The organism is Streptomyces griseofuscus (assembly GCF_014673495.1).
Classification (GTDB): Bacteria; Actinomycetota; Actinomycetes; order Streptomycetales; family Streptomycetaceae; genus Streptomyces; species Streptomyces murinus.
The window spans coordinates 3,621,339-3,648,031 of sequence record NZ_CP051006.1 but is presented as its reverse complement, the minus strand read 5'-3'; the positions used below and the strand labels follow the sequence as shown (position 1 = coordinate 3,648,031).

At 72.4% G+C, this 26,693-nt stretch carries 24 protein-coding genes; 15 read left to right on the top strand and 9 right to left on the bottom strand.

The features are described from left to right. Positions 1–897 (bottom strand): hypothetical protein, encoded by an 897-nt coding sequence (locus HEP81_RS16015; protein ID WP_037657585.1) that lies wholly within the window; start codon positions 895–897, stop codon positions 1–3. Positions 898–1,173: 276 nt separating this feature from the next. On the opposite strand from HEP81_RS16015, the gene rplM reads away from it, so the two are divergent. From rplM to glmM, 3 genes are all read left to right on the top strand, one after another. Next, entirely contained in the window at positions 1,174–1,617 is a 444-nt protein-coding gene (rplM, locus tag HEP81_RS16010) for a 50S ribosomal protein L13 (protein ID WP_037657589.1), read from the top strand. Between the two features lie 41 nt (positions 1,618–1,658). Continuing rightward, positions 1,659–2,171, top strand: coding sequence for a 30S ribosomal protein S9 (rpsI, locus tag HEP81_RS16005; RefSeq protein ID WP_010036632.1), 513 nt, complete (start codon positions 1,659–1,661; stop codon positions 2,169–2,171). 194 nt (positions 2,172–2,365) lie between these two features. After that, positions 2,366–3,724: a phosphoglucosamine mutase gene (gene glmM / locus HEP81_RS16000; protein WP_037657590.1), complete on the top strand. Its 1,359-nt coding sequence runs from the start codon at positions 2,366–2,368 to the stop codon at positions 3,722–3,724. Between the two features lie 97 nt (positions 3,725–3,821). Here glmM and coaA read toward each other — a convergent pair whose 3' ends face one another. Together coaA and HEP81_RS15990 are read right to left on the bottom strand one after the other, a co-directional pair. Further along, positions 3,822–4,790, bottom strand: a complete 969-nt coding sequence (coaA, locus tag HEP81_RS15995; protein WP_051850276.1) for a type I pantothenate kinase — start codon at positions 4,788–4,790, stop codon at positions 3,822–3,824. Positions 4,791–4,926: 136 nt separating this feature from the next. Continuing rightward, the gene (locus HEP81_RS15990; protein ID WP_051850277.1) at positions 4,927–6,474 is read right to left on the bottom strand and encodes an FG-GAP-like repeat-containing protein; all 1,548 of its coding nucleotides are present in this window, start codon (positions 6,472–6,474) and stop codon (positions 4,927–4,929) included. Positions 6,475–6,660: 186 nt separating this feature from the next. On the opposite strand from HEP81_RS15990, the gene glmS reads away from it, so the two are divergent. Further along, positions 6,661–8,508 (top strand): glutamine--fructose-6-phosphate transaminase (isomerizing), encoded by a 1,848-nt coding sequence (gene glmS / locus HEP81_RS15985; protein WP_078967450.1) that lies wholly within the window; start codon positions 6,661–6,663, stop codon positions 8,506–8,508. Positions 8,509–8,523: 15 nt separating this feature from the next. On the opposite strand, the gene HEP81_RS15980 is transcribed toward glmS, so the two are convergent. Next, a complete protein-coding gene (locus HEP81_RS15980) occupies positions 8,524–9,315 on the bottom strand; it encodes an SDR family NAD(P)-dependent oxidoreductase (RefSeq protein ID WP_037657597.1) in 792 nt (263 codons plus the stop codon). Between the two features lie 52 nt (positions 9,316–9,367). Here HEP81_RS15980 and HEP81_RS15975 point away from each other — a divergent pair, with 52 nt between their 5' ends. The 5 genes from HEP81_RS15975 to tsaE all read left to right on the top strand — a co-directional run bounded on the left by HEP81_RS15975 (position 9,368) and on the right by tsaE (position 14,518). Further along, positions 9,368–9,739, top strand: a complete 372-nt coding sequence (locus HEP81_RS15975) for a holo-ACP synthase (RefSeq protein ID WP_037657599.1) — start codon at positions 9,368–9,370, stop codon at positions 9,737–9,739. An 80-nt stretch (positions 9,740–9,819) separates the two neighbouring features. Continuing rightward, positions 9,820–11,253 (top strand): NAD(P)H-hydrate dehydratase, encoded by a 1,434-nt coding sequence (locus tag HEP81_RS15970; protein ID WP_172636879.1) that lies wholly within the window; start codon positions 9,820–9,822, stop codon positions 11,251–11,253. A gap of 210 nt (positions 11,254–11,463) precedes the next feature. Then, positions 11,464–12,642: an alanine racemase gene (gene alr, locus HEP81_RS15965; RefSeq protein ID WP_037657601.1), complete on the top strand. Its 1,179-nt coding sequence runs from the start codon at positions 11,464–11,466 to the stop codon at positions 12,640–12,642. A gap of 144 nt (positions 12,643–12,786) precedes the next feature. After that, positions 12,787–14,025, top strand: a complete 1,239-nt coding sequence (locus HEP81_RS15960) for an alpha/beta fold hydrolase (protein ID WP_037657603.1) — start codon at positions 12,787–12,789, stop codon at positions 14,023–14,025. After that, entirely contained in the window at positions 13,988–14,518 is a 531-nt protein-coding gene (gene tsaE / locus HEP81_RS15955; protein WP_037657605.1) for a tRNA (adenosine(37)-N6)-threonylcarbamoyltransferase complex ATPase subunit type 1 TsaE, read from the top strand. Before HEP81_RS15960 ends, tsaE begins: the two co-directional genes overlap by 38 nt. Positions 14,519–15,489: 971 nt before the next feature. On the opposite strand, the gene HEP81_RS15950 is transcribed toward tsaE, so the two are convergent. Further along, positions 15,490–16,050: a hypothetical protein gene (locus HEP81_RS15950; protein ID WP_037657608.1), complete on the bottom strand. Its 561-nt coding sequence runs from the start codon at positions 16,048–16,050 to the stop codon at positions 15,490–15,492. Between the two features lie 113 nt (positions 16,051–16,163). On the opposite strand from HEP81_RS15950, the gene tsaB reads away from it, so the two are divergent. The 4 genes from tsaB to HEP81_RS15930 are packed head-to-tail and all read left to right on the top strand — an operon-like array spanning position 16,164 to position 18,649. Then, positions 16,164–16,820 carry a tRNA (adenosine(37)-N6)-threonylcarbamoyltransferase complex dimerization subunit type 1 TsaB gene (tsaB, locus tag HEP81_RS15945; RefSeq protein ID WP_037657609.1) on the top strand — a complete coding sequence of 219 codons (657 nt, stop codon included), beginning with the start codon at positions 16,164–16,166 and terminating at the stop codon, positions 16,818–16,820. Between the two features lie 17 nt (positions 16,821–16,837). Continuing rightward, positions 16,838–17,314, top strand: a complete 477-nt coding sequence (gene rimI, locus HEP81_RS15940; RefSeq protein WP_051850281.1) for a ribosomal protein S18-alanine N-acetyltransferase — start codon at positions 16,838–16,840, stop codon at positions 17,312–17,314. Next, positions 17,307–18,395, top strand: coding sequence for a tRNA (adenosine(37)-N6)-threonylcarbamoyltransferase complex transferase subunit TsaD (gene tsaD / locus HEP81_RS15935; protein WP_037657611.1), 1,089 nt, complete (start codon positions 17,307–17,309; stop codon positions 18,393–18,395). The genes rimI and tsaD overlap by 8 nt, the downstream gene beginning before the upstream one ends. Next, positions 18,392–18,649, top strand: a complete 258-nt coding sequence (locus tag HEP81_RS15930; protein ID WP_037657613.1) for a hypothetical protein — start codon at positions 18,392–18,394, stop codon at positions 18,647–18,649. Before tsaD ends, HEP81_RS15930 begins: the two co-directional genes overlap by 4 nt. Positions 18,650–18,882: 233 nt before the next feature. Here HEP81_RS15930 and HEP81_RS15925 read toward each other — a convergent pair whose 3' ends face one another. The 4 genes from HEP81_RS15925 to HEP81_RS15910 form a co-directional block, all read right to left on the bottom strand. Then, positions 18,883–21,210 carry a beta-xylosidase/alpha-l-arabinosidase gene (locus tag HEP81_RS15925; RefSeq protein ID WP_037657616.1) on the bottom strand — a complete coding sequence of 776 codons (2,328 nt, stop codon included), beginning with the start codon at positions 21,208–21,210 and terminating at the stop codon, positions 18,883–18,885. A gap of 34 nt (positions 21,211–21,244) precedes the next feature. Then, positions 21,245–22,144, bottom strand: coding sequence for a carbohydrate ABC transporter permease (locus HEP81_RS15920; RefSeq protein WP_037657617.1), 900 nt, complete (start codon positions 22,142–22,144; stop codon positions 21,245–21,247). A 4-nt stretch (positions 22,145–22,148) separates the two neighbouring features. Further along, a complete protein-coding gene (locus HEP81_RS15915) occupies positions 22,149–22,964 on the bottom strand; it encodes a carbohydrate ABC transporter permease (protein ID WP_106979959.1) in 816 nt (271 codons plus the stop codon). Between the two features lie 95 nt (positions 22,965–23,059). Then, positions 23,060–24,397, bottom strand: coding sequence for an ABC transporter substrate-binding protein (locus tag HEP81_RS15910; protein WP_037657621.1), 1,338 nt, complete (start codon positions 24,395–24,397; stop codon positions 23,060–23,062). 105 nt (positions 24,398–24,502) lie between these two features. On the opposite strand from HEP81_RS15910, the gene HEP81_RS15905 reads away from it, so the two are divergent. Next, positions 24,503–25,540, top strand: a complete 1,038-nt coding sequence (locus tag HEP81_RS15905; protein ID WP_037657623.1) for a LacI family DNA-binding transcriptional regulator — start codon at positions 24,503–24,505, stop codon at positions 25,538–25,540. Between the two features lie 114 nt (positions 25,541–25,654). Then, a complete protein-coding gene (locus tag HEP81_RS15900; RefSeq protein WP_479681815.1) occupies positions 25,655–26,692 on the top strand; it encodes an LCP family protein in 1,038 nt (345 codons plus the stop codon). Position 26,693 lies beyond the last annotated feature (1 nt).

Below are 26,693 nucleotides of genomic sequence, written 5' to 3'. Positions count from 1 at the left end.
CTAGCGGTTCGCCGCCGCCGACGCCTGGGCCTGGCCGCGTCGGTGGATCTGCTGGAAGGTGAACTCCGCCACATCGTCACCGGCGCGGAAGACCGCGGTGTCCTTGGTGGTGACGTTCTTGCCGTTGGTGAAGCCGGCGAGGGTGAAGTAGGCGTAGCGGCCGTAGGCGTTGCGGGTCGAGCGGCAGGTCGCGCCGTCGCAGAAGGCGGCGACGCCCTTGCCGGGCAGCGCGCGCACGATGCTGTGGTCGTCCGTCTGCTGCCGGGCCTTCGTGGCCTGGGCCTCGGTGTCGAACAGGGCGACGCCGACGGTGACCGCGATGTCGCCGTTGGTGTACGTGGCGCGCATCACCCGGGTGCAGCCGTCGGCGGCGAGGATCTTGGGCAGCGAGCCGCCGGCCGCCGCCGCGCAGCTGGTGGTGTCGCCGGTGGCGCCCTTCTTGTACACCGTGCTGCCCATGGTGAGCCGCGCGTCCGGGAACAGGGTGGCGGGGCTCAGCGGCGCGGTGTCCTTCTTGGCGCTGGATATGAAGACCTTCGGGTCCAGCGGCGGCGGGGCGCTGGTGGGCGCGAAGGACGGCGCGGTGGGGGAGCCGTCGGGCAGTGAGGCGCTGGGCGCCTTGGTGGGGTGCCCGGAGGCGTCGTTGTGGCCGTTCGCGGAGACGACGGCGAGGGCGACCGCGGCGCCGATGGCGACCGTGGCGAGCGCGCCGCCGCCGATGAACAGCAGCTTGCGCCGCCTGCCGCGGTTCTCCGAGGCCTCCGCGAGCGCGGCCCAGTCGGGTGTCCCCTCGTCGCCGCCGCCGCTCCAGGGCTGCTGAGGCTGCTGCTGGGGCTGCTGCGATTGCGGTTTCCAGGGATCCCACTGAGACTGGGGTCCCCCCTGCCCATTACTCATGGGGCGCATCTTAGACGCGGGGGATCACGGCGAGTACCGAGCGGCGGCCCGCCGGGCGGCCTGCCTCGTTTTGACCCGTCCGGGGGCCGCCAGGTAACCTGCTTCTTCGTTGTGTATTGGCTTGCTCATTCTCACGGGACGGGCCCTTACACCGGTCCACCGGGCCGATGACCAGCGATCAGCACGCGGTTTGCGTCACCGCGGTGCGGTCGAGGCTGTCGTGATCGTTTCGGTGACCTGTTCAGGACCATTCACTCGAAGCGAAGGCTACGAACCGTGCGTACGTACAGCCCCAAGCCCGGCGATGTGACGCGCCAGTGGCACGTCATTGACGCTCAGGACGTCGTCCTGGGTCGTCTCGCCACCACTGCCGCGTCCCTGCTCCGGGGCAAGCACAAGGCGATCTACGCGCCTCACGTCGACACCGGTGACTTCGTCATCATCATCAACGCCGACAAGGTGCACCTGTCCGGCAACAAGCGGACCCAGAAGATGGCGTACCGCCACTCCGGCTACCCGGGTGGTCTGCGTGCGGTCCGCTACGACGACCTGCTGGCGAACAACCCCGAGAAGGCCGTCGAGAAGGCCGTCAAGGGCATGCTCCCCAAGAACACTCTGGGCCGTCAGATGCTCTCGAAGCTGAAGGTCTACAAGGGTGACCAGCACCCGCACGCTGCCCAGCAGCCGGTGCCGTTCGAAATCACCCAGGTCGCGCAGTAATTCCGGCCACCCCCAAAGCTGAAGAGAATCTGAGGAGAATCGTGGCCGAGACCACTGCCGAGCAGCCGCTCGAAGAGCTTGACATCGACAGCTACACCACCGAGTCCGAGGTCCCCGTCGAGGGTGAGTACACCTCGGAGTCCATGGCCTCCCGCTTCGGCGAGCCCCAGCCGGCCGCCGGCCTGGGCCGTCGCAAGAACGCCATTGCCCGCGTCCGGATCGTCCCGGGCACCGGCAAGTGGAAGATCAACGGCCGCACCCTCGAGGACTACTTCCCGAACAAGGTGCACCAGCAGGAGGTCAACGAGCCCTTCAAGGTGCTCGAGCTCGAGGGCCGCTACGACGTCATCGCCCGCATCGCGGGTGGCGGCGTCTCCGGTCAGGCCGGTGCGCTCCGTCTCGGTGTCGCCCGTGCGCTGAACGAGGCGGACGTCGACAACAACCGTGGTGCCCTGAAGAAGGCCGGCTTCCTGCGCCGCGACGACCGCGCGGTCGAGCGGAAGAAGGCCGGTCTGAAGAAGGCCCGCAAGGCTCCGCAGTACAGCAAGCGCTAAACAGCGGGAGCTGCTGCTCGTACTCCGAACGCCCCGGCGGCACGCCACATGTGCCGTCGGGGCGTTCGTTTATCCCAGCCAAGGGCGTATAACGACACAAGACGCTCAAAGGCTTGTGTGATCGGATGGCGAGGCGCCCCCCATTCCTGCGGCGCCCGTCCGTTTACGCCATCGACGCTTCCTCAGGAGGACAAGTGGGACGACTCTTCGGCACGGACGGCGTGCGCGGTGTCGCCAACGCGGATCTGACCGCGGAGATGGCCCTCGGCCTCTCCGTGGCCGCGGCGCATGTGCTGGCCGAGGCGGGTACCTTCGCGGGCCATCGGCCGAAGGCCGTGGTCGGTCGGGACCCGCGTGCGTCCGGGGAGTTCCTGGAGGCCGCGGTGGCCGCGGGCCTGGCGAGCGCGGGCGTGGACGTCCTGCTGGTCGGCGTGCTGCCGACGCCGGCGGTGGCCCATCTCACCGGCGCGCTCGGCGCCGACCTCGGTGTGATGCTCTCCGCCAGCCACAACGCCATGCCGGACAACGGCATCAAGTTCTTCGCGCGCGGCGGTCACAAGCTCGCCGACGAGCTGGAGGACCGGATCGAGGCGGTCTACGAGTCCCACCGGCACGGTGAGCCCTGGGAGCGGCCGACGGGCGCCGGAGTGGGGCGGCTGCGGCCGTACGACGAGGGTTTCGAGCAGTACGTCGGCCATCTGCTGTCGGCGCTGCCCAACCGGCTCGACGGGCTGAAGATCGTCCTGGACGAGGCGCACGGCGCGGCCGCGGGGGTCTCGCCGGAGGCGTTCACCCGGGCCGGTGCCCAGGTCGTCACGATCGGCGCGGAGCCGGACGGACTCAACATCAACGACGGCTGCGGCTCGACCCATCTCGGACTGCTCAAGGCGGCGGTGGTCGAGCACGGCGCGGATCTCGGCATCGCGCACGACGGTGACGCCGACCGGTGCCTCGCGGTGGACCACACCGGCGAGGAGGTCGACGGCGACCAGATCCTCGCGGTGCTGGCACTGGCGATGCGGGAGCGCTCCGCGCTGCGGGCCGACACCGTGGTGGCGACCGTGATGTCCAACCTCGGCTTCAAGCTGGCGATGGAGAAGGCCGGGATCCAGCTGGTGCAGACCGCGGTCGGCGACCGGTATGTGCTGGAGGAGATGAAGCAGCACGGGTACGCGCTCGGCGGTGAGCAGTCCGGGCATGTGATCGTCCTCGACCACGCGACGACGGGTGACGGGACGCTGACGGGCCTGCTGCTGGCGGCGCGGGTGGCGCAGAGCGGCCGTAGCCTGCGTGAACTGGCGTCCGCGATGGAGCGGTTGCCGCAGGTGCTGATCAACGTGCCGGACGTGGACAAGTCGCGGGTGCGCACCTCCGCCGACCTGGCCGCGGCGGTCTCCGAGGCCGAGCGGGAACTCGGCTCCACGGGGCGGGTGTTGCTGCGGCCGTCGGGGACCGAGCCGCTGGTGCGCGTCATGGTCGAGGCGGCGGACATCGAGCAGGCGAGGTCGGTCGCGTCGCGCCTTGCCGATGCGGTGAAGTCGGCCCTGGGATAAGGATTTTGCGGGTTCGGGGCGCGGGGGACCGTGCGTCGCCGGCCGCGGCTCTCGCCGTGGCCGGTCGCGCGGTTCCCCGCGCCCCTTCGTGGCGCCTCTACAGCTTGCGCAGGCGGAGGCGCTGGACCTTGTGGTCCGGGCCCTTGCGGACGATCAGGGTGGCGCGGCCCCTGGTCGGGGCGATGTTCTCGGTCAGGTTGGGTTTGTTGATCGTGCGCCACAGGGTGCGGGCGTAGTCCAGGGCCTCGTCCTCGGAGACCTGGGTGTACTTGCGGAAGTACGAGTCCGGGTCCTGGAAGGCCGTCTGGCGCAGTTTGCGGAAGCGGTTGAGGTACCAGCGCTCGATGTCCTCGCCGCTCGCGTCGACGTACACGCTGAAGTCGAAGTAGTCGGCGAGGCCCACGCGGGTGCGGCCGTCCTTGCCGGGCAGGGCGGGCTGAAGGACGTTCAGGCCCTCCACGATCAGGATGTCGGGGCGGCGGACCGTGAGCTTCTGCTCCGGGACGATGTCGTAGATGAGGTGCGAGTAGACGGGGGCCGTCACCTCGCTCTTGCCGGCCTTGATGTCGGCGACGAAACGGGTCAGCGCGCGGCGGTCGTAGGACTCGGGGAAGCCCTTGCGGGACATCAGGCCGCGGGCCTCCAGCTCCCTGGTCGGCAGCAGGAAGCCGTCGGTGGTGACCAGCTCCACGTGCGGATGCTCGGGCCAGCGGGACAGCAGGGCCTGGAGGAGACGGGCGACGGTGGACTTGCCGACGGCGACCGAGCCGGCGACGCCTATCACGAACGGCGTGCCGGACTGGGAGCCCTTCTCACCGAGGAACGTGTTCAGCGCGCCGCGCAGGCCGTCGGTCGCGCCGACGTAGAGGTTCAGCAGGCGCGACAGCGGGAGGTAGATGTCGCGCACCTCGTCCAGGTCGATCACATCGCCCAGACCGCGCAGCTTCTCCACCTCCTCGGCGGTGAGCGGCAGCGGCGTCTTGTCGCGCAGCGCGCTCCACTCGGCTCGGGTGAGGTCGACGTAGGGAGTCGCCTCCGGCCTGTGCCGGTGGGCGCTCCGGGGCATCGAGGGGACCGGTGAGATCACATTCCATTGTTAACGGAGTTTGAACGGGGTGGCGGGGTGGGGTACGTCACGCCGACAGTGGTGTGTGTCACGCGGACGCCCCCACCCCCGCACCGGCCGGTGCCTCGGGCGCCGGTCAGGTGTTGATCAGGGACACCTGACGGGAGTTCTGGAGAACGCTGCCGAACTCCGGGATGGCGTTGAGGATCTCCATCCCGACCTGCCCGGGCTTGAACAACTGGGCCCCCGCGGTGCCGATCCGGCGGGTGCCGTCCGCCGCGATGCCGGAGGGCAGCACGGTGACGGTGCCGTCGCCGTTGTCCGCCCACGGGGTGCCGGCGATCAGGTCGGCGCCGCCGTCGTGGTCGAGGTCGGTGAGCAGCACGGCCGTACCGAAGTTGCCGTTCGGGTCGCCGGGGACGTCGTGGTTGCCCTGGTAGAAGTACTGCGGCGCGGCGCTGGTGTCGACGCCCGACTTCGAGCCGTAGAGCACGGTGACGGTGCCCATGTTGTAGTACATGTGCCCCCACAGCCGCATGTTCTCCTGCGGGGCGCCGATGGCCAGGTCGAGCAGGCCGTCGCCGTTGATGTCGCCGAGGGCGACCGACTGGCCGAACTTGTCCCAGCTCTCGGAGTCGCCGGGAACGGTGCCGGACTCCTGGGTGATGGTCTGGACGCGGCTGGAGGGGCCCGAGGCGGAGCCGTAGGTGACGACGACCTTGCCGCCGATCGGGCCGTTCGCGCTGTTCCTGCCCCAGTAGACGCCGGTGACGATGTCGCCACGGCCGTCGCCGTCGAGGTCGCCGATGGCGCCGGCGACCCCGCCGGGCATCTTCTTGGCGCTGGTGGTGGAGGGTCCGGTGGCGGTGCCGGGCACGAAGTAGTTGACGTTGTAGTACGTGCCGTCGGCGCCCTTGGCCGGGTTCAGGCCGTTGACCATCAGGTCCGCGCGGCCGTCGCCGGTGACGTCCCCGGCGGTGAGGTTGATGATCCCGGCCTCCGGCGCGGCGCGCAGCGGCAGGGTGCGGGTGGCGAGGGCGCCGGCCTTGCCGCCGCGGGAGATGCCCTTGCGGAAGGTGTAGAGGGTGGAGCCGTTGGTGCCGACGGCCAGGTCGGTGCGGCCGTCGCCGTCGAAGTCGCCGGCCGCGAGCGAGGCGCCGAAGCGGTCGTGGGCGGCCGGGGCCGGGTCGGGGATCGTGGTGGCGGAGGTCAGGCCCTTCGGGGAGCCCCACATGATCTGCACCAGGCCGCCGTTGACGTCCGTGCCCACGTCCTCCAGCGGGGTGCCGACGGCGAGGTCGGTGTAGCCGTCGTGGTCGAAGTCGCCCGCGGTGGTGGCGGCGCCGAACAGATCGCCGTTCTCGGCCGCGCCCGGCACCCAGGAGGCGTCCTGGGTGATGGTGGTGCGCCGGGCCGCCGAGGCGCCCTGGGCGGAGCCGTAGAGGACGGTGACCGCGCCCACCCGCCACTTGCCGTTCAGCCGGGCGGCCGGGGCGGTGACGGCGAAGTCGCCGTACCCGTCGCCGTTGAAGTCGGTCAGGGGCCGCTTCGCGGCCACCGTGCCCGAGCCGGTCGTCGTGCCCGAGCCGGCCGCGGTGGCGGGTCCGGACAGCCCTACGGTCAGGCCCCCGGCCAGCGTCGCGGCGACGGCCGTGGCGAGGACGGTGCGATGTCTACGCTTCACCTGTGTGTCTCCCGGTGTTCGCTTACGACGTTCAGCCGGTAGACCCCCGACACGGTCGCACGGTTGTGCGGATGGCTCGGATGCGTCACGAACAGGCCGCGGATGTGCTCTGAACGGGCCCAGGATTTCCGAAATCGGGCACGCGGCGCCACTTTTGACGGTCGATCGGCCCGTAGGCTGCGGCTCATGTGCGGAATCGTGGGATACGTAGGGTCGCAGTCGGCGCTCGATGTCGTGATGGCCGGGCTGAAGCGACTGGAGTACCGGGGATACGACTCGGCGGGCGTCGCCCTGCTGGCGGACGGCGGTCTGGCCGCCGCGAAGAAGGCCGGGAAACTGGTCAACCTGGAGAAGGACCTGGTCGAACGGCCGCTGCCGGCCGGTTCGACGGGCATCGGACACACTCGCTGGGCCACCCACGGGGGCCCCACCGACGACAACGCGCACCCGCATCTGGACAACGCGGGCCGGGTCGCCGTCGTCCACAACGGCATCATCGAGAACTTCGCGCTGCTGCGTGCCGAACTCGCCGAACGCGGCCATGAGCTGAACTCCGAGACGGACACCGAGGTCGTCGCGCATCTGCTGGCCGAGGAGTACTCGGTGGCCGGCGATCTCGCGGAGGCGATGCGGCTGGTGTGCCGGCGTCTGGAGGGCGCGTTCACGCTGGTCGCGGTGCACGCGGACGCCCCGGACGTGGTGGTCGGCGCGCGCCGCAACTCCCCGCTGGTGGTCGGCGTCGGCGAGGGCGAGGCGTTCCTCGCCTCCGATGTCGCCGCGTTCATCGCGCACACCCGCTCGGCGATCGAGCTGGGCCAGGACCAGGTGGTGGAGCTGCGCCGCGACGGGGTGACCGTGACCGGCTTCGACGGGCTGCCCGCCGAGGTGCACTCCTACCACGTGGACTGGGACGCCTCGGCCGCCGAGAAGGACGGCTACGACTACTTCATGCTCAAGGAGATCGCCGAGCAGCCCAAGGCGGTCGCCGACACCCTGCTCGGCCGGATCGACCCGTCCGGCTCGCTCACCCTGGACGAGCTGCGGATCACCCCCGCCGATCTGCGCCAGATCGACAAGGTCGTGATCGTGGCCTGCGGTACGGCCTTCCACGCCGGGCTGATCGCCAAGTACGCCATCGAGCACTGGACGCGGATCCCCTGCGAGGTCGAGCTGGCCAGCGAGTTCCGCTACCGGGACCCGATCCTCGGCGGCCGCTCCCTGGTGATCGCGATCTCCCAGTCGGGCGAGACCATGGACACCCTGATGGCGCTGCGGCACGCCCGTGAGCAGGGCTCCAAGGTGCTGGCCATCTGCAACACCAACGGCTCCACGATCCCGCGCGAGTCGGACGCGGTGCTGTACACGCACGCCGGGCCCGAGGTCGCGGTCGCCTCCACCAAGGCGTTCCTGACCCAGCTGGTCGCCTGCTACCTGGTCGCCCTGTACCTGTGCCAGGTGCGCGGCACCAAGTGGGGCGACGAGATCCAGGCGGTGATCAAGGACCTGTCCAAGATCTCCGAGGAGGTCGAGCGGGTCCTGGAGACCATGGAGCCGGTACGGGCACTGGCGCGCACCCTGGCGGGCAAGGACACCGTGCTCTTCCTGGGCCGGCACGTCGGCTACCCGGTCGCCCTCGAAGGCGCGCTCAAGCTCAAGGAACTCGCTTATATGCACGCCGAGGGCTTCGCGGCGGGCGAGCTGAAGCACGGGCCGATCGCGCTGATCGAGGAGGACATGCCGGTGGTGGTCGTCGTACCGTCGCCGCGCAACCGCTCGCTGCTGCACGACAAGATCGTCTCCAACATCCAGGAGATCCGGGCGCGCGGGGCGCGCACCATCGTGATCGCGGAGGAGGGCGACGAGGCGGTCGTCCCGTACGCCGACCATCTGATCCGTATCCCGGCCACGCCGACCCTGCTCCAGCCGGTGGTGGCCACGGTGCCGCTCCAGGTCTTCGCCTGCGAGCTGGCCGCGGCCCGGGGCAACGAGGTGGACCAGCCGCGGAACCTGGCCAAGTCGGTGACCGTGGAGTAGCGCGCCCGGCGACGGTTAATGCACCGAGAAGCCTCCGTCGACGTGGATCGACTGGCCCGTGACGTAGGCGGAGGCGCGGCTCGCGAGGAAGACGGCGGCGCCCGCGAAGTCCCCTGGGAGGCCGTTGCGCCCGGTCATGGTGCGCGCGGCCAGCGCCGCGACCTTCCCGGGGTCGGCGGACAGCCGCGCGTTGAGCGGGGTCATCACGAAGCCCGGCACCAGGGTGTTGCAGGTGACCCCGTACGGCGACCACGCCTCCGCCTGCGAGCGGGCGAGCGACTCCAGCGCGCCCTTGGAGACGCCGTACGCGCCGCTGCCCACGAAGGCCCGGTGCGCCTGCTGGGAGCTGATGTGGATGATCCGCCCGAAGCCGCGCTCGGCCATGCCGGGCCCGAACCGCTGCCCCAGCAGGAAGGGCGCCTCCAGGTTCACGGCCATGGTGGCGTCCCAGACGTCCTCGGTCAGCTCGTCCATCGGGGGCCGCAGATTGATCCCGGCCGAGTTCACCAGGATGTCCGGCTCCCCGAACACCTCCGCGGCGGCCTCGGCCGCCGCCCGGACGCCCGTCCGGCTGCCGAGGTCCCCGGCCACCCCGGCCGCCCGGCAGCCGTCTGCCGTCAACTCCTCGACGGTGGCCGCCCGTTGCTCCTCGCCCCGGGCCACGACCACCACACTCGCCCCGGCCCGCGCCAGCGCCCCGGCGATGGCCCGGCCGATGCCGGAACTGCCCCCGGTCACCATGGCGACACGGCCGTCCAGCGAGAACAGGTCGGTGAGGTAGCCCTGTTGGGGCGTGGTGCTCGTCATGCCGGAAGCGTAGAGGGGATGGACGGGACGCCACCCGCCTAGGGTGCTGCCCATGAGCATCATCGGAGTCGGGATCGACGTGGCGGAGATCGACCGTTTCCGGGCGTCCCTGGAGCGGACCCCGCAGCTGGCCGACCGGCTGTTCGTGGCCGCGGAGTTGCTGCTGCCCAGCGGCGAGCGGCGCGGTATCGCCTCGCTGGCGGCCCGGTTCGCGGCGAAGGAGGCGCTGGCCAAGGTGCTCGGGGCACCGCCGGGGCTGCTGTGGACGGACGCCGAGGTGTACGTCGAGGACAACGGGCGGCCGCGGCTGCGGGTGCGTGGCACGGTCGCCGCGCGCGCCGCCGAGCTGGGGGTGCGGTCCTGGCACATCTCCCTCAGCCATGACGCGGGCATCGCCTCGGCCGTGGTGGTCGCCGAGGGCTGACCGGCTCCGGCGCGGACGTCCGGGGCCGACCGGCCGGGCCCGGGTGTGGACGGTGGGGGTTACGGGGCAGACTCGGTGCCATGCGGAGTGCGTACAGCGTGGAGACGGTGCGGGCGGCCGAGCGGGCCCTGATGGCACGGCTGCCCGAGGGGGCGCTGATGCAGCGGGCGGCCGCCGGACTGAGCGCCGCCTGCGCCGAACTGCTGGGCCGGGTGTACGGCAGCCGGGTGGTCCTGCTGATCGGCAGCGGCGACAACGGCGGCGACGCCCTGTACGCCGGTGCCCGGCTGGCGCGACGGGGGGCCGGAGTGACGGCCGTCCTCCTGTCGCCGGAGCGGGCGCACGCCCAGGGGCTGGCCGCGCTGCGGCGGGCCGGGGGCGTGAGTGTCGCGCCCGAGGCGGCCGGCGACGCGATCGGGCGGGCCGACCTCGTGGTGGACGGCATCGTCGGGATCGGCGGCAAGGGCGGGCTGCGGCCCGACGCCGAGCGGCTGGTGGAGGCGGTGGCGCGGACCCGGGCCGCGGTGGTCGCGGTGGACCTGCCCAGCGGGGTCGAGGCGGACAGCGGTCAGGTGCGGGGCGCGGCCGTACAGGCGGACCTCACCGTCACCTTCGGCACGTACAAGCCCGGACTGCTGGTGGACCCGGCGCGGGAGTACGCCGGGGTCGTACGGCTGGTCGACATCGGCCTGGAACCGCCCGCCGAGCCCGAACTGGAGGCGCTGCAACACGCGGACGTGGCGCGCCTGCTGCCGCGTCCGGCCGCCGAGAGCGACAAGTACCGGCGGGGCGTGGTCGGCGTCGCGGCCGGCTCCGGGCGCTATCCGGGCGCCGCGGTGCTCGCCGTCTCCGGGGCGCTGCGCGGCGGCGCGGGGGCGGTGCGCTACGTCGGCCCGGCCGCGGAGGCGGTCATCGCCCGCTTCCCCGAGATCCTGGTCTCCGACCGGGGACCGGCCAAGGCGGGCCGGGTGCAGGCCTGGGTCACCGGTCCCGGCGCGGGCGACGACGCGGCGACCGTCGCCGAGGTGCTGGCCGCCGAGGTGCCGGTGCTGCTGGACGCGGACGGGCTGCGGCTCGCGGACCGGGACGCCGTACGAGGGCGGGACGCGCCCACCTTGATGACACCCCACGCGGGCGAGGCCGCGGCCCTGCTCGGGGTGGCGCGCGAGGAGGTCGAGGGCGCCCGGCTGGCCGCGGTGCGCGAACTGGCGGCGGTGTACCGGGCGACGGTGCTGCTGAAGGGCTCGACCACGCTGGTCGCGGACGCGGCGGGCGGCGCGGTACGGGTGAACGCCACCGGCACCCCCTGGCTGGCCACCGCGGGCAGCGGCGATGTGCTCTCCGGCCTCGGCGGCTCGCTGCTCGCCGCGGGCCTGTCCGCCCTGGACGCGGGCAGCGTCGCCGCGTATCTGCACGGCCTGGCGGGCCGGTTCGCGGCTCAGGGCGCGCCGGCCGGTGCGCATGACGTGGCGGAGTGCGTGCCGGAGGCGTGGCGGGACGTGCTGGAGGACTGAGGCGGCTGGATGTGCGGCGCCGAGGCGGCGGGGCGCGCGGGACCGAGGCGGCGGGGCGCGCGGGACCGAGGCGGCGGGGCGCGGTACGGGACGTCGCGGGAACCGGCGCCGGTCAACTGCCGTACCCGTACCGCCCGCTGCGCCCGCCAGGTGGCCGTATCCGCACCGCCACCGGGAGCCGGGCGCGCGCTCTGAGAGACTGGGGGCGCCATGACTGAGACTGCGACTGTGCCGACCGTCCCCCCGCGCGCCCGTGCCGAGATCGATCTGGGCGCGCTGCGCGCCAATGTGCGGACCCTGCGTGCCCGGGTGGGGGACGCGGCCGTGATGGCCGTCGTCAAGGCCGACGGATACGGCCACGGCGCGGTGCCCTGCGCCCGCGCGGCCGTCGAGGCCGGGGCCACCTGGATCGGCACCGCCCTGCCCGAGGAGGCCCTCGCGCTGCGCGCGGCCGGGCTGACCCAGCGCGTCCTGTGCTGGCTGTGGGTGCCCGGCGGGCCCTGGCGGCAGGCGATCGAGGCCGACATCGACATGTCCCTCAGCGGGATGTGGGCGCTGCGGGAGGTCACCGAGGCCGCCCGCGCCGCCCGACGGACCGCGCGCGTCCAGCTCAAGGCCGACACCGGGCTCGGCCGCAACGGCTGCCAGCCCGGGGCCGACTGGGCGGAGCTGGTCGCCGCCGCGCTGCGCGCCGAGGCCGAGGGACTGGTCCGGGTCACCGGACTGTGGTCGCACTTCGCCTGCGCCGACGAGCCGGGCCACCCCTCCATCGACGCCCAGCTCACCCGCTTCCGGGAGATGGTGGCGTACGCCGAGGAGCAGGGGGTGCGCCCCGAGGTGCGGCACATCGCCAACTCGCCCGCCACGCTCACCCTTCCGGAGACTTATTTCGACCTGGTCCGTCCCGGTATCGCCATGTACGGCCTCTCGCCCAGCCCCGAGGTCGGCACCCCGGCGGACTTCGGACTGCGCCCGGTGATGACGCTCAGCGCCTCGCTGGCCCTGGTCAAGCGGGTGCCGGGCGGACACGGGGTCAGCTACGGCCACCACTACGTCACCCCCGGCGACACCACCCTCGGCCTTGTCCCGCTCGGTTACGGCGACGGCGTCCCGCGGCACGCCTCCGGCGCCGGGCCCGTGCTGGTGGACGGCAAGTGGCGGACGGCAGCCGGGCGGGTCGCCATGGACCAGTTCGTGGTGGACCTCGGCGGCGACGAACCGCCGGTCGGCTCCGAGGCCGTGCTCTTCGGCCCCGGCGACCGGGGCGAGCCCACCGCCGAGGACTGGGCGACGGCCTGCGGCACGATCGTGTACGAGATCGTCACGCGCATCGGAACCCGGGTGCCGCGCGTCTATGTCGATGACGTCAACGAGGACGTGCGCGGATAACCCGTCCGAGGAAGACCGCGACCGGCTGACCCAAGTCACGTGTAACAACGGTCACATCCGCGCACCCGGTCGCCCCTGTCTCGGCGAACATCGGTACGGCGAATCGGTTCGGTGAGCCGGTACGACGGCGAGGAGGAGCGGCGCATGAGCGACAGCAGGGCGGATGCGATGACGGACGCCGTCGCCTCGGCGGCCGGGAGCTGGCGCCGGGCGACGGGCATCGCCGGTGCCGCGATAGGCGTCCTCGCCGCGGGCGCGGCGGCCGGGGTCGCCGTCGAGCGGATGACGGTGGGCCGCGCGGTGCGCCGCAAGGCACGTCTCGCCCTGGACTCCGCGGGGCCCTACGGCACCCTGCGCGGCACCCCGGGCAAGGCGTACGCCGATGACGGCACCGAGCTGTACTACGAGGTCGACGAGGTGGCGCCGGACACGGCCGGGACGCCCTCCGCGCGCCGGCTCCGGCTCTTCGGCCGCAAGGCGCCCGCCCCGGTCACCGTCGTCTTCTGCCACGGCTACTGCCTCAACCAGGACTCCTGGCACTTCCAGCGGGCGGCCCTGCGCGGGGTGGTACGCACCGTGCACTGGGACCAGCGCAGCCACGGCCGCTCCGGGCGGGGCGTGGCCCAGAGCCGGGACCGGGAGCCGCTGACCATCGATCAGCTCGGCCGGGATCTGAAGGCGGTCGTCGACGCCGCCGCGCCCGAGGGTCCGCTCGTGCTGGTCGGCCACTCGATGGGCGGGATGACCGTGATGGCGCTCGCCGCGCAGTACCCGGAGCTGATCGCGGAGCGGGTGGCCGCCACCGCGTTCGTGGGCACGTCCTCGGGGCGGCTCGGCGAGGTGAACTTCGGGCTGCCGGTGGCCGGTGTCAACGCGATACGCCGGATCCTGCCGGGGGTGCTCAGGGCGCTCGGGCAGCAGGCGGAGCTGGTGGAGAAGGGGCGCCGGGCGACGGCGGAGCTGTTCGCCGGGATCATCAAGCGGTACTCGTTCGCCGGGCGGGACATCGACCCGGCGGTGGAGCGGTTCGCCGAGCGGATGATCGAGTCCACGCCGATCGATGTGGTCGCCGAGTTCTATCCGGCCTTCACCGACCACGACAAGACGGGGGCGCTGGCCCGCTTCCGGCAGATGCCGGTGCTGGTGCTCGCGGGTGTGCAGGACCTGGTGACGCCGAGCGGGCACAGCGAGGCCATAGCCGACGAGCTGCCGGACGCCGAGCTGGTGCTGGTGCCGGACGCCGGGCATCTGGTGATGCTGGAGCACCCGGAGGTGGTCATAGACCGCCTCGCCGATCTGCTCACCCGCGCGGGAGCGGTGCCCGCAGCGGCTACCGTAAGTTCCTATGGAACGTCCAGCAGCAGCACCGTACGACCCCGCTGAGCACGACCGGGCCGAGACCCGGCTGACGATCACCTCGCCCGAGCAGATGCGCGAGCTGGGCCGGCGCCTCGCCAAGCTGCTGCGCGCCGGGGACCTGGTGATGCTGTCCGGGGAACTGGGCGCGGGCAAGACCACACTGACCCGGGGGCTGGGGGAGGGGCTCGGGGTGCGGGGCGCGGTCACCTCGCCGACCTTCGTGATCGCCCGGGTGCATCCGTCCCTCGGCGACGGCCCGCCGCTCGTGCATGTGGACGCCTACCGGCTCGGCGGCGGTCTGGACGAGATGGAGGACCTGGACCTCGATGTCTCGCTGTCCGACTCGGTGATCGTGGTGGAGTGGGGCGAGGGCAAGGTCGAGGAGCTGACCGACGACCGGCTTCAGCTCGTCATCCACCGCGCGGTCGGCGACACCACGGACGAGGTACGGCATGTGACCCTCACGGGGCTCGGCGCGCGCTGGGCCGAGGCGGGCCTGGAGACCCTCACGGCTTAACCCGGCCGGGTTTTCCGACAGGCCGTCGGCAAGATGTTGCGTGGCCATCGCGGGCGTGATGACATGGTGTCCAGCCCGTAGTCAGGCATGCCTAACTACGCCGCCGCACCTCAGGAGGCGCCCATGCCCGCCCCCCACCCCCCGAAGCCCCCCGCCCCGGTCCCCATGCACGCCCTCCTGGCGTCCTGCGCCGCCGCGGCCCAGATCTCCAGCCCCCCGCGCCCCCCGGAGCCCCGGGCCCCGCAGCGGGCGGACAGCCCTCGCCGAGCCGCGTAAGCCCCCGGCGGCCGGGCCGCGGGCCACCGGGAGCGGTTCCCGCGGGGGTCGCCGCCGGCAAGCACGTGCGAGGCCGCCCGGCTCCAAGGACGCGGGTCGCCGGTCCCGGCGGGCCCGGCCGCCTGCGGCAGGGCCCGGCGCTGCCGGTGTCCGGTCGGCCTGCCGGAGGAGTCCGGTTCCCGGGCGCGCCGCCACCTCCGGCGCGGTCGGACCGTCCATCGGCGGGCGGGTCGCTGCGGTGTGCCGGTGCTCCCGCGAGATCGTCGGCCCGCAGGATTGTCGCGCCCCCCTGGCAGCGGGTCACCGGCCCCGCGAGCTCGCCCGGTCCGTCGCCCGGCACGCCGCGAGGAGCCGCACCCGGAGGGGCGCCGCCCTCCCGTGAGATTGCCGCCCCGCGAGGGGCAAGGCGGCGGCTTGCAGGCGCTGCCGCCCCGCGCAGGGTCGCTCGCCGCCGCGCAGGATCGCCGTTCCCACAGGTCTGTCGGCCCCGTGGGAGGCATCGGGCCGCCAGGACCGCCCGGGCCCCAGGGGCGCGTCCTTCACAGGGTTGCCTCGCCCCCCCGTGAGCGCGTCGTTCCCCCAGAGGGTCGCCGGGTCCCGGGGCCGTCCCGCCGGCTCTCGGGCCACCGCCCCGCGGGGCTTCGGCTCTGAAACGTCGCCGGCCCCCAAAGGTGTCGGCTTCCCCGGCGGAGCCCTCAGCGGATGACCATGATCCGTTCGCCGATCGTGGCGAATTTCCACATCGCGTCGCCGTCCGCGCGGGACTCGCGGATGCCGCCCGTCTTCGTGCCCGCGTCGGGGGCCGGGACGGCGTCGGCGGTGGCGGGGGCGGAGAAGCCGATGGTGACGCCGTCGACCGTGGTGAAGCGCACCACGTGTTCGATGGGGATGCCGTCCGTGCCGGTGACGGCGTGGGAGCGGGAGGTGACCCAGTACGTGCCGATGGGCGGGTCCACGGTGCCCGGGTGGACGCGGAAGGTGCGCAGCACCCGGTGGCCGGTGCCGACCAGCCAGACCCGGTCGTCGTCCACCGAGTACACCACCCGTTCACCCGTGCCGGAGCCGCTCGGCAGGGCGCTCGGGTGGAGCCGGTCCCGGGGCGCCTTCGTGGCCTGCCCGCCGGGTGAGCCGTTCGCCGCGGGGCGGGCGCCCAGACCCGCGGGTACCGTCGCGTACGCCTCGTAGGCCAGGAAGCCGACCACCCCGACGGCAGCCGCGGTGAGGCCGGCCACGATTCCCGAGCTGGTCCCTGCCACCTGCTTCCACCTCCGCCGCGCGCGATATGTCGTACTTCGTACAGACCGTAGCAGCCGGTGACCCTCCGCCCCGTGCGGCCGTGCGCGAGGCGCGGGCGCCGTAGGCTGTTCGCGTGCTCTTGCTCGCTCTGGATACCGCAACGCCCGCCGTCACCGTCGCCCTGCACGACGGCACGGACGTCATCGCCTCGTCGAAGCAGGTGGACGCGCGCCGGCACGGGGAGCTGCTGCTGCCGGCCGTCGACCGGGTCCTCACCGAGGCCGGACTCACGCTGGAGACGGTCACCGGGATCGTCGTCGGCACCGGACCCGGCCCCTACACCGGACTGCGTGTCGGTCTGATGACCGCCGACACCTTCGGCCTGGCGCTCGGCGTCCCCGTGTACGGCGTGTGCACCCTGGACGGCCTCGCCTACGCCGCCGACATCGAGAAGGGCCCCTTCGTCGTGGCGACCGACGCCCGGCGCAAGGAGGTCTACTGGGCGACGTACGCCGACTCCCGCACCCGGCTGACCGGCCCGGCCGTCGACCGCCCGGCCGACATCGCCGAGCAGGTCGCCGGACTCCCGGCGGTCGGCGCGGGCGCCCTGCTCTATCCGGACACGTTCCCGCGCGCCCATGAGCCCGAGCATGTGTCCGCCGCCGCGCTGGCCGCGCTCGCCGCCGAGCGGCTGGCCGCCGGGGAGGAACTGCCCGCGCCGCGGCCGCTGTACCTGCGCCGCCCGGACGCCCAGGTCCCCAAGAACTACAAGGTGGTCACCCCGAAGTGACCGTCGAACTGCGCGAGATGCGCTGGTGGGACATCGACCAGGTCCTGGAGCTGGAGAAGGACCTGTTCCCCGAGGACGCCTGGTCGCGGGGCATGTTCTGGTCCGAGCTGGCCCACTCCCGGGGCGCCACGGCCACCCGGCGCTATGTCACCGCCGAGGACGGCACCGGCCGGGTCGTCGGCTACGCGGGCCTCGCCGCCTCCGGCGACCTCGCCGACGTCCAGACCATCGCCGTCGCCCGCGACCTCCAGGGCTCGGGGCTCGGCGGCCGGCTGCTGACCGATCTGCTGCGGGCGGCGACCGCGTTCGAGTGCCACGAGGTGATGCTCGAAGTGCGGGTGGACAACCTCCGCGCGCAGAAGCTGTACGAGCGCTTCGGCTTCGCCCCCATCGGGTTCCGGCGCGGCTACTACCAGCCGGGGAACGTGGATGCCCTGGTGATGCGCCTGACCGACCCTTCCGCATCTGTTCAAGGAACCGAGATCAATGGCTGACGAACCCCTCGTCCTCGGCATCGAGACCTCCTGCGACGAGACCGGCGTCGGCATCGTGCGCGGCACCACCCTGCTGGCCGACGCCGTCGCCTCCAGCGTGGACGAGCACGCCCGCTTCGGCGGTGTCGTCCCCGAGGTGGCGTCCCGCGCCCATCTGGAGGCGATGGTCCCGACCATCGACCGCGCCCTGAAGGAGGCCGGGGTCAGCGCCAAGGACCTCGACGGCATCGCGGTGACCGCGGGTCCCGGTCTCGCGGGCGCCCTCCTGGTCGGCGTCTCCGCCGCCAAGGCGTACGCCTACGCGCTCGGCAAGCGCCTCTACGGCGTCAACCACCTCGCCTCCCACATCTGCGTGGACCAGCTGGAGCACGGCCCGCTGCCCGAGCCGACGATGGCGCTGCTGGTCTCCGGCGGCCACTCCTCGCTGCTGCTGTCCTCGGACATCACCTCCGACGTCCGGCCGATGGGCGCGACCATCGACGACGCGGCCGGCGAGGCCTTCGACAAGATCGCCCGGGTGCTGAACCTGGGCTTCCCCGGCGGCCCGGTCATCGACCGGTACGCCAAGGAGGGCGACCCGGCCGCGATCAGCTTCCCGCGCGGTCTGACCGGCCCGCGCGACCCGGCGTACGACTTCTCCTTCTCCGGCCTCAAGACCGCCGTGGCCCGCTGGATCGAGGCGAAGCGCGCGGCCGGCGAGGAGGTCCCGGTGCGCGATGTGGCCGCGTCCTTCCAGGAGGCCGTGGTGGACGTGCTCACCCGCAAGGCCGTGCGCGCCTGCAAGGACGAGGGCGTCGACCATCTGATGATCGGCGGCGGGGTGGCGGCCAACTCCCGGCTGCGTGTCCTCGCCCAGGAGCGCTGCGAGGCGGCCGGCATCCGGCTGCGGGTGCCGCGCCCCAAGCTGTGCACGGACAACGGCGCGATGGTGGCCGCGCTCGGCGCCGAGATGGTCGCCCGCAACCGGGCCGCCTCCAGCTGGGACCTGTCGGCCGACTCCTCCCTGCCGGTCACGGACCCGCACGTGCCGGGGAACCACGACCATGTGCACGAGGTCAGCAAGGAGAACCTGTACTCATGACGGTCGCGCTGATGTGGGAGGCGCGCGCGGTCGAGGGCCGGGGCGGGGAACTCCTCGCCTGGGCCCGCGAACAGCGGCTCGACCGGGAGCCGTTGCGCCGCGAGACCTTCCGCGCGCCGCAGGACCGGGTGCTGGTCATCACGTGGTGGGCCGACGCGTACGACGCGACGCTGCCGGAACTCCCGGAACCGGACCCGCGGTTGGTGACGCGAGCCGTGCACCGCTGGCGCTTCGAGGCGGTCGCGTCCGAGTAGGGGTGGCTGAGTCCCCTTTGTCCCGGGCGAGTTTGCGGCCGCCTTCCGCATCGGTCTATGATCATCACACAGCGAACGGCCGGAAAGCCGGTACGAACGCAGTGCGTTGGTGGTCCAAGGAAAGACGTCCCGCTTCCTGCGGGGAGATGCAGGTGCAAGGCCTGCCCGGCGCTCCACTCACACCCCGCCTCCGGTACTCCGGAGGCGGGGTGTTTGCGTCGGGCCCCGTTCGGTCAGACCTCCGTCTCCGCCACCTCGCACCGCAGCCGCCGCCCCGCGCCCACCGGACGCACAGGCCCGGTCAGCCGCAGCCGCGCCCGGTGCCGTACGTCCGTGCCGGACGCGGCCAGGCGCAGCTCCAGCTCGCCCGGCTCCACGATCCGGGTGCCCGTGCGGCCCGGGAAGGAGGAGAGGTCGGTGTGGAAGCGGAAGGTGAGGCGGCGGGCCTCGCCGGGGGAGAGTTCCACCCGCCGGTAGCCGATCAGACGGATGTCCGGGCGGGTCACCGAGGCCACCGGATCGTGCAGATACAGCTGGACGACCTCCGCGCCCGCGCGCTCACCCGTGTTGCGGACGGTGAGCGAGAGGTCGTACCCGCCGTCCGTCGGGATCTCCGCCTCGGGCCCGGTGAAGTCCTCCCAGGCGAACGCGGTGTACGAGCCGCCGTGCCCGAACGGATACAGCGGGGTCGGGTCCAGGTTGCTGACCTCGCCGGCCAGGCCGAGCGGGGGCTGGAGGTAGGTCCAGGGCTGGCCGCCGGGCCGGTGCGGCACGCTCACCGGGAGCCGCCCGGAGGGGTTCACCCGGCCGGACAGCACCCCGGCGAGCGCCGGTCCGCCCTCCTCGCCCGGGAAGAACGCCTGGACGACCGCGGCGAGCCGGCCCTGCCAGCGGCCCAGCGCGTAGGGGCGGCCGGTCAGCAGCACGAGCACCACCGGGACGCCGGTCGCGACCAGCGCGTCCAGCAACTCGGCCTGCGCGCCCGGCAGTCGCAGGTCCTCCGCGTCGCAGCCCTCGCCCGAGGTGCCGCGCCCGAACAGCCCGGCCCGGTCGCCGAGGACGGCCACGCACACCTCGGACTCGGACGCCCGCGCCACCGCCTCGGCGAAACCGGAGGTGTCCGGATCGGAGACCCCGCAGCCCTCCGCGAACGCGACCTTGGCGTCCGGGAGTTCGGCCCGCAGGGCGTCGAGGACGGTCGGGATGTCGATGCCCAGCGGCACCTCGGGGTGGTGGGTGAGCACATGGGACGGGAAGGAGTAGCAGCCCAGCATCGCCAGCGCGTCCGCGGCGCGCGGCCCGACGACCGCGATCCGCGCGTCCGGGACCAGCGGCAGCGCCCCGCCCGGGTTGTCCAGCAGTACCACCGACTCCTCGGCGAGGCGCCGGGCCAGCGCCCGGTTGCCGGCCGAGTCCAGGTCGACCCTCTCGCCGGTCTCCGGCGTCCAGTCGGGATCCAGCAGGCCCAGCTCGCACTTCTGGAGCAGCACCCGGCGCGCGGCCCGGTCCACCAGCGCCTCGGGGATCCGCCCGTCGCGTACGGCGTCCACCAGCGGTGTGCCGTAGCAGCTCAGCGTGGGCAGCTCGACATCGATGCCCGCCTCCAGCGCGATCCGCGCGGCCTCGGCGGGGTCCGCGGCCACCCGGTGCAGCGACTGGAGGAAGCCGATGCCGAAGTAGTCGGCGACGACCGTGCCGGTGAACCCCCAGTCCTCGCGCAGCAGTCCGGTCAGCAGCCGGGGGTCGGCCGAGGCCGGGACGCCGTCCGTCTCGGTGTAGGCCGCCATCACCGAGCGGGCGCCGCCCTCGCGCAGCGCCATCTCGAACGGCGGCAGCGTCACCTCCGCCAGCTCCCGCCCGCCCGCGCGCACCGGCGCCAGATTGCGGGCGCCTGCTGAGGACGCGTACCCGGCGAAGTGCTTGAGCGTGGCGACGACCCCGGCCGACTCCAGACCCCGGACGTACGCCGTGCCGATGGTGCCGACCAGGTACGGGTCCTCGCCGATGGTCTCCTCCACCCGGCCCCAGCGCAGATCCCGCACCACGTCCAGGACGGGTGCGAGGCCCTGGTGGACGCCGGCCGCGCGCAGATCCCGGCCGATGCGCCCGCCCAGCTCCTCGACGAGAGCCGGGTCGAAGGTCGCGCCCCAGGCCAGCGGCACCGGGTACGCGGTCGCCTGCCAGGCGGTGAAGCCCGCCAGGCACTCCTCGTGGGCCACGGCCGGGATGCCGAAGCGGCCGGCCTCGGCGATCCGGCGCTGGGCGCGGGCCAGTGCCTGCGCGCCCAGCGCCGGGTCCACGGGGGCGGTGCCGAAGGAGCGGGTCAGCTGGCCGAGGCCGAGGGTGATCAGCTCGTCCCAGTCGTGGTCCGCGGTCATCTCGCGCTGGAGCGGGGCGACCCCGTCGCCGTCCGTGGCCGCGCCCACCCAGACGCCGTACAGCTGGGCGGTCTTCTCCTCCAGGGTCATCCGGGCCAGGAGGTCGTCGACGCGGACGGCGGCGGGCAGGGCGGGGTCGCGCCAGGGGGCGGTGCCGGACGCGGTGCCGGGGGCGGTGCTCATGAAACTCCTGTCGAGAAGGGGGCGCGGGCGGCGGTCACTTGCCGCCCACACCCATCAGGCCGCCCACCAGGGCGCGACGGGCCACCAGATACACGGCGAAGATCGGGATGCCGGAGAGGACGACCGAGGCGAGCAGGGCGGGGATGTCCACACCGAACTGGCTCACGTAGTTGAAGAGCCCGAGGGTCAGCACACGCGGCCCCTCGGACTGGGTGAAGATCAGCGGGAAGAGGAAGCCGTTCCACGCCTGGAGCGCCGAGTAGATCCCGACGGTGCTGATACCGCCCTTGGACATCGGGATGACCAGCTGGAACAGCATCCGCAGCGGCGAGGCGCCGTCCAGGGCCATCGCCTCGTACACCTCCTCGGAGATGTCCCGGAGGGAGCCGGTGAGCACCAGGATGGCCACCGGCATGGCGAACGCGGCCGTCGGCAGGATGATCGCGAGCAGGCTGTCGTAGAGGTTCAGCTTGGCGATCATCAGATACAGCGGTACGACGACGGCCTGCGCCGGGATCGCCACGCCGAGCAGGAACAGCCGGAAGGCGGCCCCGGACCAGAAGCCCCGGGTGCGCACGGCCACATAGGCGAGCGGCACGCACAGCACCAGCACGATCGCCACGACGGCCACCGCCGCCAGCACGGTGTTCCACAGGTAGTGGAAGAACCCGCTGTGCAGCACGGTGCTGTAGTTGGCCAGCGTCGGATGGGCGGGCGGCTTCAGGGCGTTGTTGCCCAGGGCCTCGTCCCGCGGGGTGAGCGAGGCCGTGATCATCGCGTAGACGGGCACGATGACGACGACCAGCCAGACGACCGAGCCGAGGCCGGCCAGCGGATCGGGCCGCCGGGTCCAGTGCCGGCGGCGGCGCCCGTCCTGCCGGGCCGCGGGCGCGGCGCCGGTCTTCACGGGGTGGGGCAGTGTGTCGTGTGACACTTCGTCACATTCCTTCCCGGGTACTGCGCATCGTGCCGAAGCCGGACAGCCGCACCAGCAGCAGCGACAGCGCGGTCGCGGCCACCACCAGGAAGGAGGCGATGGCGCTGGCGTAGCCGAAGTCGTAGCTCTTGAAGCCGGCCTCGTACATCAGGTACGGCAGGATCGCCGTGTCGGTGCCGGGGCCGCCCTGGGTGAGGATCAGGACGGTCTCGAAGTAGGTGAGCGAGCCGACGACCATCAGCACGCCCGAGGTGGTCGCCGTGTTGCGCAACTGGGGCAGCGTGATGGAGAAGAACCGGCGGTAGCGGCCCGCGCCGTCGATGGCCGCCGCCTGGTAGAGGACCTCGGGGATCTGCCGGGCCCCGCCCTGGTAGATCAGGGTGTGGAAGGGGATGAACTGCCAGCCGCCGACGAACACGATCGCCAGGAAGGCGCCATTGGTGGAGCCGAGGGTGTCGCCGTGGATGATCCCGAAGTTGGGGTCGAGCAGGGCGTAGAACAGCAGCGAGATCGCCGTCGAGGACAGCAGGAACGGCACGAAGAAGATCGCCGAGAGGATCGCGCGGTTGCGCTGGCGGCCCGCCGCCCAGACACCGAGCAGCATCGAGACGACCGTCTGGAAGGCCCAGCTGACCACCGTGAGCAGCACGGTGACCGTGAGGGACTGGGTGAGCCGGTCGTCGTCGAACAGCTTGCGCCAGTTGGCGAGCCCGGCGGGCCGCGGGTTGCCGAGGCCGTTCCACTCGGTGAAGGACAGACAGAAGGCCAGCACCATCGGGACGGCGGCGAAGAACAGGAAGAACAGGACGCCGGGCAGCGCCAGGGCGGCGTGCGGGCGGCCCGCGTTCGCCCCGGTGCCCCGGCGGGGGCGGCCCGTGCCGGTACGCGAGCCGCCCTTGGTCGTACCGATGGTCACTTCAGCCCCTGGAGCGCCGAGACGAACTGGCTCGGCGTGGACTTGCCGACGAACAGCTTGTTGACCTCGGTGAGCATCGGCGTCGACACGTTCGGGTCGACGGCCTGGTCCCAGCTCAGCGTGAACGCCGGGGCGTTCTGCACCATCTTGTACTGGAACTTGGCGAACTCCGGGTTCGGCGAGGCGTCGAGCAGGCTCTCGGCGTTGGTGGTGGTCGGGATGTCGCCGTTGGCGATCAGCGCCTTGGCGTACGTCTCGGAGGCGCAGTCGCGCAGGAAGGCGAGCGCCGCGTCCTTGTTGGACGTACGGGCGTTGATCGACCAGTAGTTGGTGGGGTTGCCGACGACATTGCGGATGTCGCCCGCGCCGCCCTCGATGGTCGGGAACGCGGTCCAGCCGAGGCTCTTGCGGGCGAAGTCCGGGAACTTGCCGAGCTGGGTGGAGTACTCCCACGAGCCCATCAGATGCATCGCGGCCTTGCCCTTGGCGAACACGGCCGGGGCGCCGCCGTTGGTGTAGGCGACCGAGTTGAAGCCCTTGCCGAAGGCGCCGTCGTCGATGAGCTGCTTGACCGTCTGGGCGGCCTTGAGGACGGCCGGGTCGCCCCAGCCGGAGGCGTCGCCGTTCTTGATCCGGTCGAAGACCTGGGGCCCGCCGATCCGGTCGACCAGGTACTCCAGCCACATCAGCTCGGGCCAGATGTCCGAGCCGCCGAGCGCGAACGGGGTGATCCCGGCCTTCTTCAGCTTGGTGTTGATGTCCAGCAACTGGTCCCAGGTGGTGGGCGGCTGGAGCTTTCGCTCGGCGAAGAGGGACTTGTTGTAGAAGAGGATCACGGGCTGCATGCCGCGCATGGGTATGCCGTAGTTGTGCCCGCCGATGCCGCCGGCCGTGATCACCGAGGGCAGGAAGCCGCTCTTGAGGACCGGGTCGGAGGTGATGGTGTCGGTGAGGTCCACCAGCTGCTTGGCGTCGCGGTAGGCCTTGATCGAGCCGCCGCCCCAGTTGAAGAAGATGTCGGGCGCGTTGGGGGAGCCCATCGCGGTGCGCAGCTTCGCCGGGTACTCGGAGCCGGGCACCTTCTCCAGCTTGATCTTGCCCTTGGCCTTCTTCGCGGCGGCCGAGGAGTTGAACCGGTCGATCGCCGCGACCTGGATCTTGGCCGCGTCGTCGCCGTACACGAACGCGGTGAGGGCGCCCCCGCCGCCCGATCCCCCGGAGGAGCCGCAGGCCGTGAGTCCGGCGGTGCCGGCGGCGACAAGTGTGGTGGCACCGGCGCCGAGCACCCAGCGCCTGCTGAACGCGCGCCCGCCGTTGGACGTGGTGGACTCCATGACCCTGGCCCTCGCAATGTTTCGAGTGGGGTTCCGAATGTTCCGGGAACGTATGGCGGAACAAGGGCTTCGTCAAGGGGTCGCGCAGGGATTACGATCGCGGGCATGAAGCCTGGGAAGTCCGTGGAAACGCAGACCGCGACGCTCGCGGAGATCGCCCGCGAGGCCGGGGTGTCCGCTCCGACTGTTTCGAAGGTCCTCAACGGCAGAGCCGATGTCGCGCCCTCGACACGCACCCGCGTCGAGGAGCTGCTTCGCGCCCACGGCTACCGGCGCAGGCGCGCCGAGGCCTCCCGCTCACCACTGATCGACCTGGTCTTCCACGAGCTGGAGAGCGCCTGGGCGATGGAGGTCATCCGGGGCGTGGAGAACGTGGCGCAGTCGGCGGGGCTCAGCGTGGTGCTGTCCGAGTCCGCCGGGCGGCTCACCCCCGGCCGCTCCTGGGCCGACCAGGTCGCCGCCCGCCGCCCGCACGGTGTGGTGCTCGTCCTGTCCGAGCTGGACGGCGCCCAGCAGGCGCTGCTGACCAGCAGGTCCATCCCGTTCGTGGTGGTCGACCCGGCCGGCGACCCGGGCCCGGACGTGCCCTCCATCGGTGCCACCAACTGGCAGGGCGGGCTCGCGGCCACCCGGCATCTGGTGGAGCTGGGCCACACCCGGATCGGCGCGATCAGCGGCCCGTCCCGGATGATGTGCAGCCGCGCCCGCATCGACGGCTACCGCGCCGCCCTGGAGACGGCCGGGCTGCCTGTCGACCCCTCGCTGATCGTGGCCGGGGACTTCCACCACGACGCCGGCTACCGCCTGGGCATGGAGCTGCTGCGCCGCCCCGACCGGCCGACCGCGGTCTTCGCGGGCAACGACCTCCAGGCCGTGGGCCTGTACGAGGCCGCGCGCGAGCTGGGGCTGCGCATCCCGGAGGACCTCAGCGTGGTCGGCTTCGACGATCTGCCGGTGGCCCGCTGGGTGGGTCCGCCGCTGACGACCGTACGGCAGCCGCTGACCGAGATGGCCGAGGCCGCGGCCCGCCTGGTGCTCGAACTGGGCAGCGCGCACGAGGAACGGGCGGCCACCCGGATGGAGTTGGCGACCAGTCTGGTGGTGCGTTCCAGCACGGCGGAGGTGCGGCGGCCGTCCGCGTGATCGAAACTTTCGAGGACGTGCCAACTGCCCCCCGCCGATGAGAATTTCGGAAGAAAACCTCTTCGGGAGGCTTCCGCTAACAGTCCCCTAATAATTCGGACTTACGTTCCTGTCGTGACGCGACACGAGGAGCACGGCCGGCGTTCGAGAGTGCTGCGGATCGCCGGACTCACCCTGGCGGCGGCCCTGGTGCTGGGGGTGGCCACGGCCGGCTACGCCTACTGGCATCTGGACCACAACATCAAGGGCGTCGACATCGACAGCGCGCTGGGCGACGACCGCCCCGCGCACGCGATGATCGCGCCCTCCCCGAGCGCCCCCACGGCCGCGGCCGCCCCGCTGCCGGCCGGCTCGCTCAACATCCTGGTGCTGGGCTCGGACTCGCGCAGCGGCAAGGCCGACAAGGAGCTGGGCGGCGGGGACAGTTCGGGCGCCCGCTCGGACACCGCGATGGTGGTGCACCTCGACGCGGGCCGCACCCGCGCCACCGTGGTCAGCATCCCGCGCGACACCCTCGTCACCCGCCCCTCCTGCCCGCTGCCCGACGGGGGTTCGACGGCGGTCGCGTACGGCTCGATGTTCAACAGCGCCTTCTCGGTGGGCGGTCCGGTGTGCGCGGTCAAGACGGTCGAGTCGATCACCGGGGTGCGTATGGACCACTTCGTCGAGATCGACTTCTCCGGATTCGCCAAGCTGGTCGACGCGCTCGGCGGGGTCGACGTCACCACGACCCAGAACATCGACGACGACAAGAGCCATCTCCACCTGGCGGCCGGGACCCATCACCTCGACGGCAAGCAGGCGCTGGCCCTCGCCCGCACCCGGCACGGCATCGGCGACGGCAGTGACCTCGGCCGCATAGGTCTGCAACAGCTGCTGGTGAAGGCTCTGTTGGAGCGGATATCCGGCACGAACCTGCTCACCGACCCGGCCGAGCTGTACACGGTCGCCGACGCGGTCACCAAGAGCCTCACCACCGACACCGGCCTCGACTCCCTGAGCGAGCTGACCGAGCTGGGCAAGAGCCTGAAGGGGCTGAGCGCGGACCAGGTGAAGACCGTGATGATGCCGGTCGTCACGGCGCCCTCGGACCCCAACCGGGTGATCGCGAAGGAGCCGGACGCCGAGAACCTGTGGGCGACCCTGCGCTGAC

Bases quoted from the DNA above. Each gene is read 5' to 3' on its own strand.
- HEP81_RS16015 (WP_037657585.1), bottom strand. From the start codon at position 897: ATGAGTAATGGGCAGGGGGGACCCCAGTCTCAGTGGGATCCCTGGAAA.
- coaA (WP_051850276.1), bottom strand. From the start codon at position 4,790: ATGCCCCGGAGCGCCCACCGGCACAGGCCGGAGGCGACTCCCTACGTC.
- glmS (WP_078967450.1), top strand. From the start codon at position 6,661: ATGTGCGGAATCGTGGGATACGTAGGGTCGCAGTCGGCGCTCGATGTC.
- HEP81_RS15980 (WP_037657597.1), bottom strand. From the start codon at position 9,315: ATGACGAGCACCACGCCCCAACAGGGCTACCTCACCGACCTGTTCTCG.
- HEP81_RS15975 (WP_037657599.1), top strand. From the start codon at position 9,368: ATGAGCATCATCGGAGTCGGGATCGACGTGGCGGAGATCGACCGTTTC.
- HEP81_RS15970 (WP_172636879.1), top strand. From the start codon at position 9,820: ATGCGGAGTGCGTACAGCGTGGAGACGGTGCGGGCGGCCGAGCGGGCC.
- alr (WP_037657601.1), top strand. From the start codon at position 11,464: ATGACTGAGACTGCGACTGTGCCGACCGTCCCCCCGCGCGCCCGTGCC.
- HEP81_RS15960 (WP_037657603.1), top strand. From the start codon at position 12,787: ATGAGCGACAGCAGGGCGGATGCGATGACGGACGCCGTCGCCTCGGCG.
- tsaE (WP_037657605.1), top strand. From the start codon at position 13,988: ATGGAACGTCCAGCAGCAGCACCGTACGACCCCGCTGAGCACGACCGG.
- rimI (WP_051850281.1), top strand. From the start codon at position 16,838: ATGCGCTGGTGGGACATCGACCAGGTCCTGGAGCTGGAGAAGGACCTG.
- tsaD (WP_037657611.1), top strand. From the start codon at position 17,307: ATGGCTGACGAACCCCTCGTCCTCGGCATCGAGACCTCCTGCGACGAG.
- HEP81_RS15930 (WP_037657613.1), top strand. From the start codon at position 18,392: ATGACGGTCGCGCTGATGTGGGAGGCGCGCGCGGTCGAGGGCCGGGGC.
- HEP81_RS15925 (WP_037657616.1), bottom strand. From the start codon at position 21,210: ATGAGCACCGCCCCCGGCACCGCGTCCGGCACCGCCCCCTGGCGCGAC.
- HEP81_RS15910 (WP_037657621.1), bottom strand. From the start codon at position 24,397: ATGGAGTCCACCACGTCCAACGGCGGGCGCGCGTTCAGCAGGCGCTGG.
- HEP81_RS15905 (WP_037657623.1), top strand. From the start codon at position 24,503: ATGAAGCCTGGGAAGTCCGTGGAAACGCAGACCGCGACGCTCGCGGAG.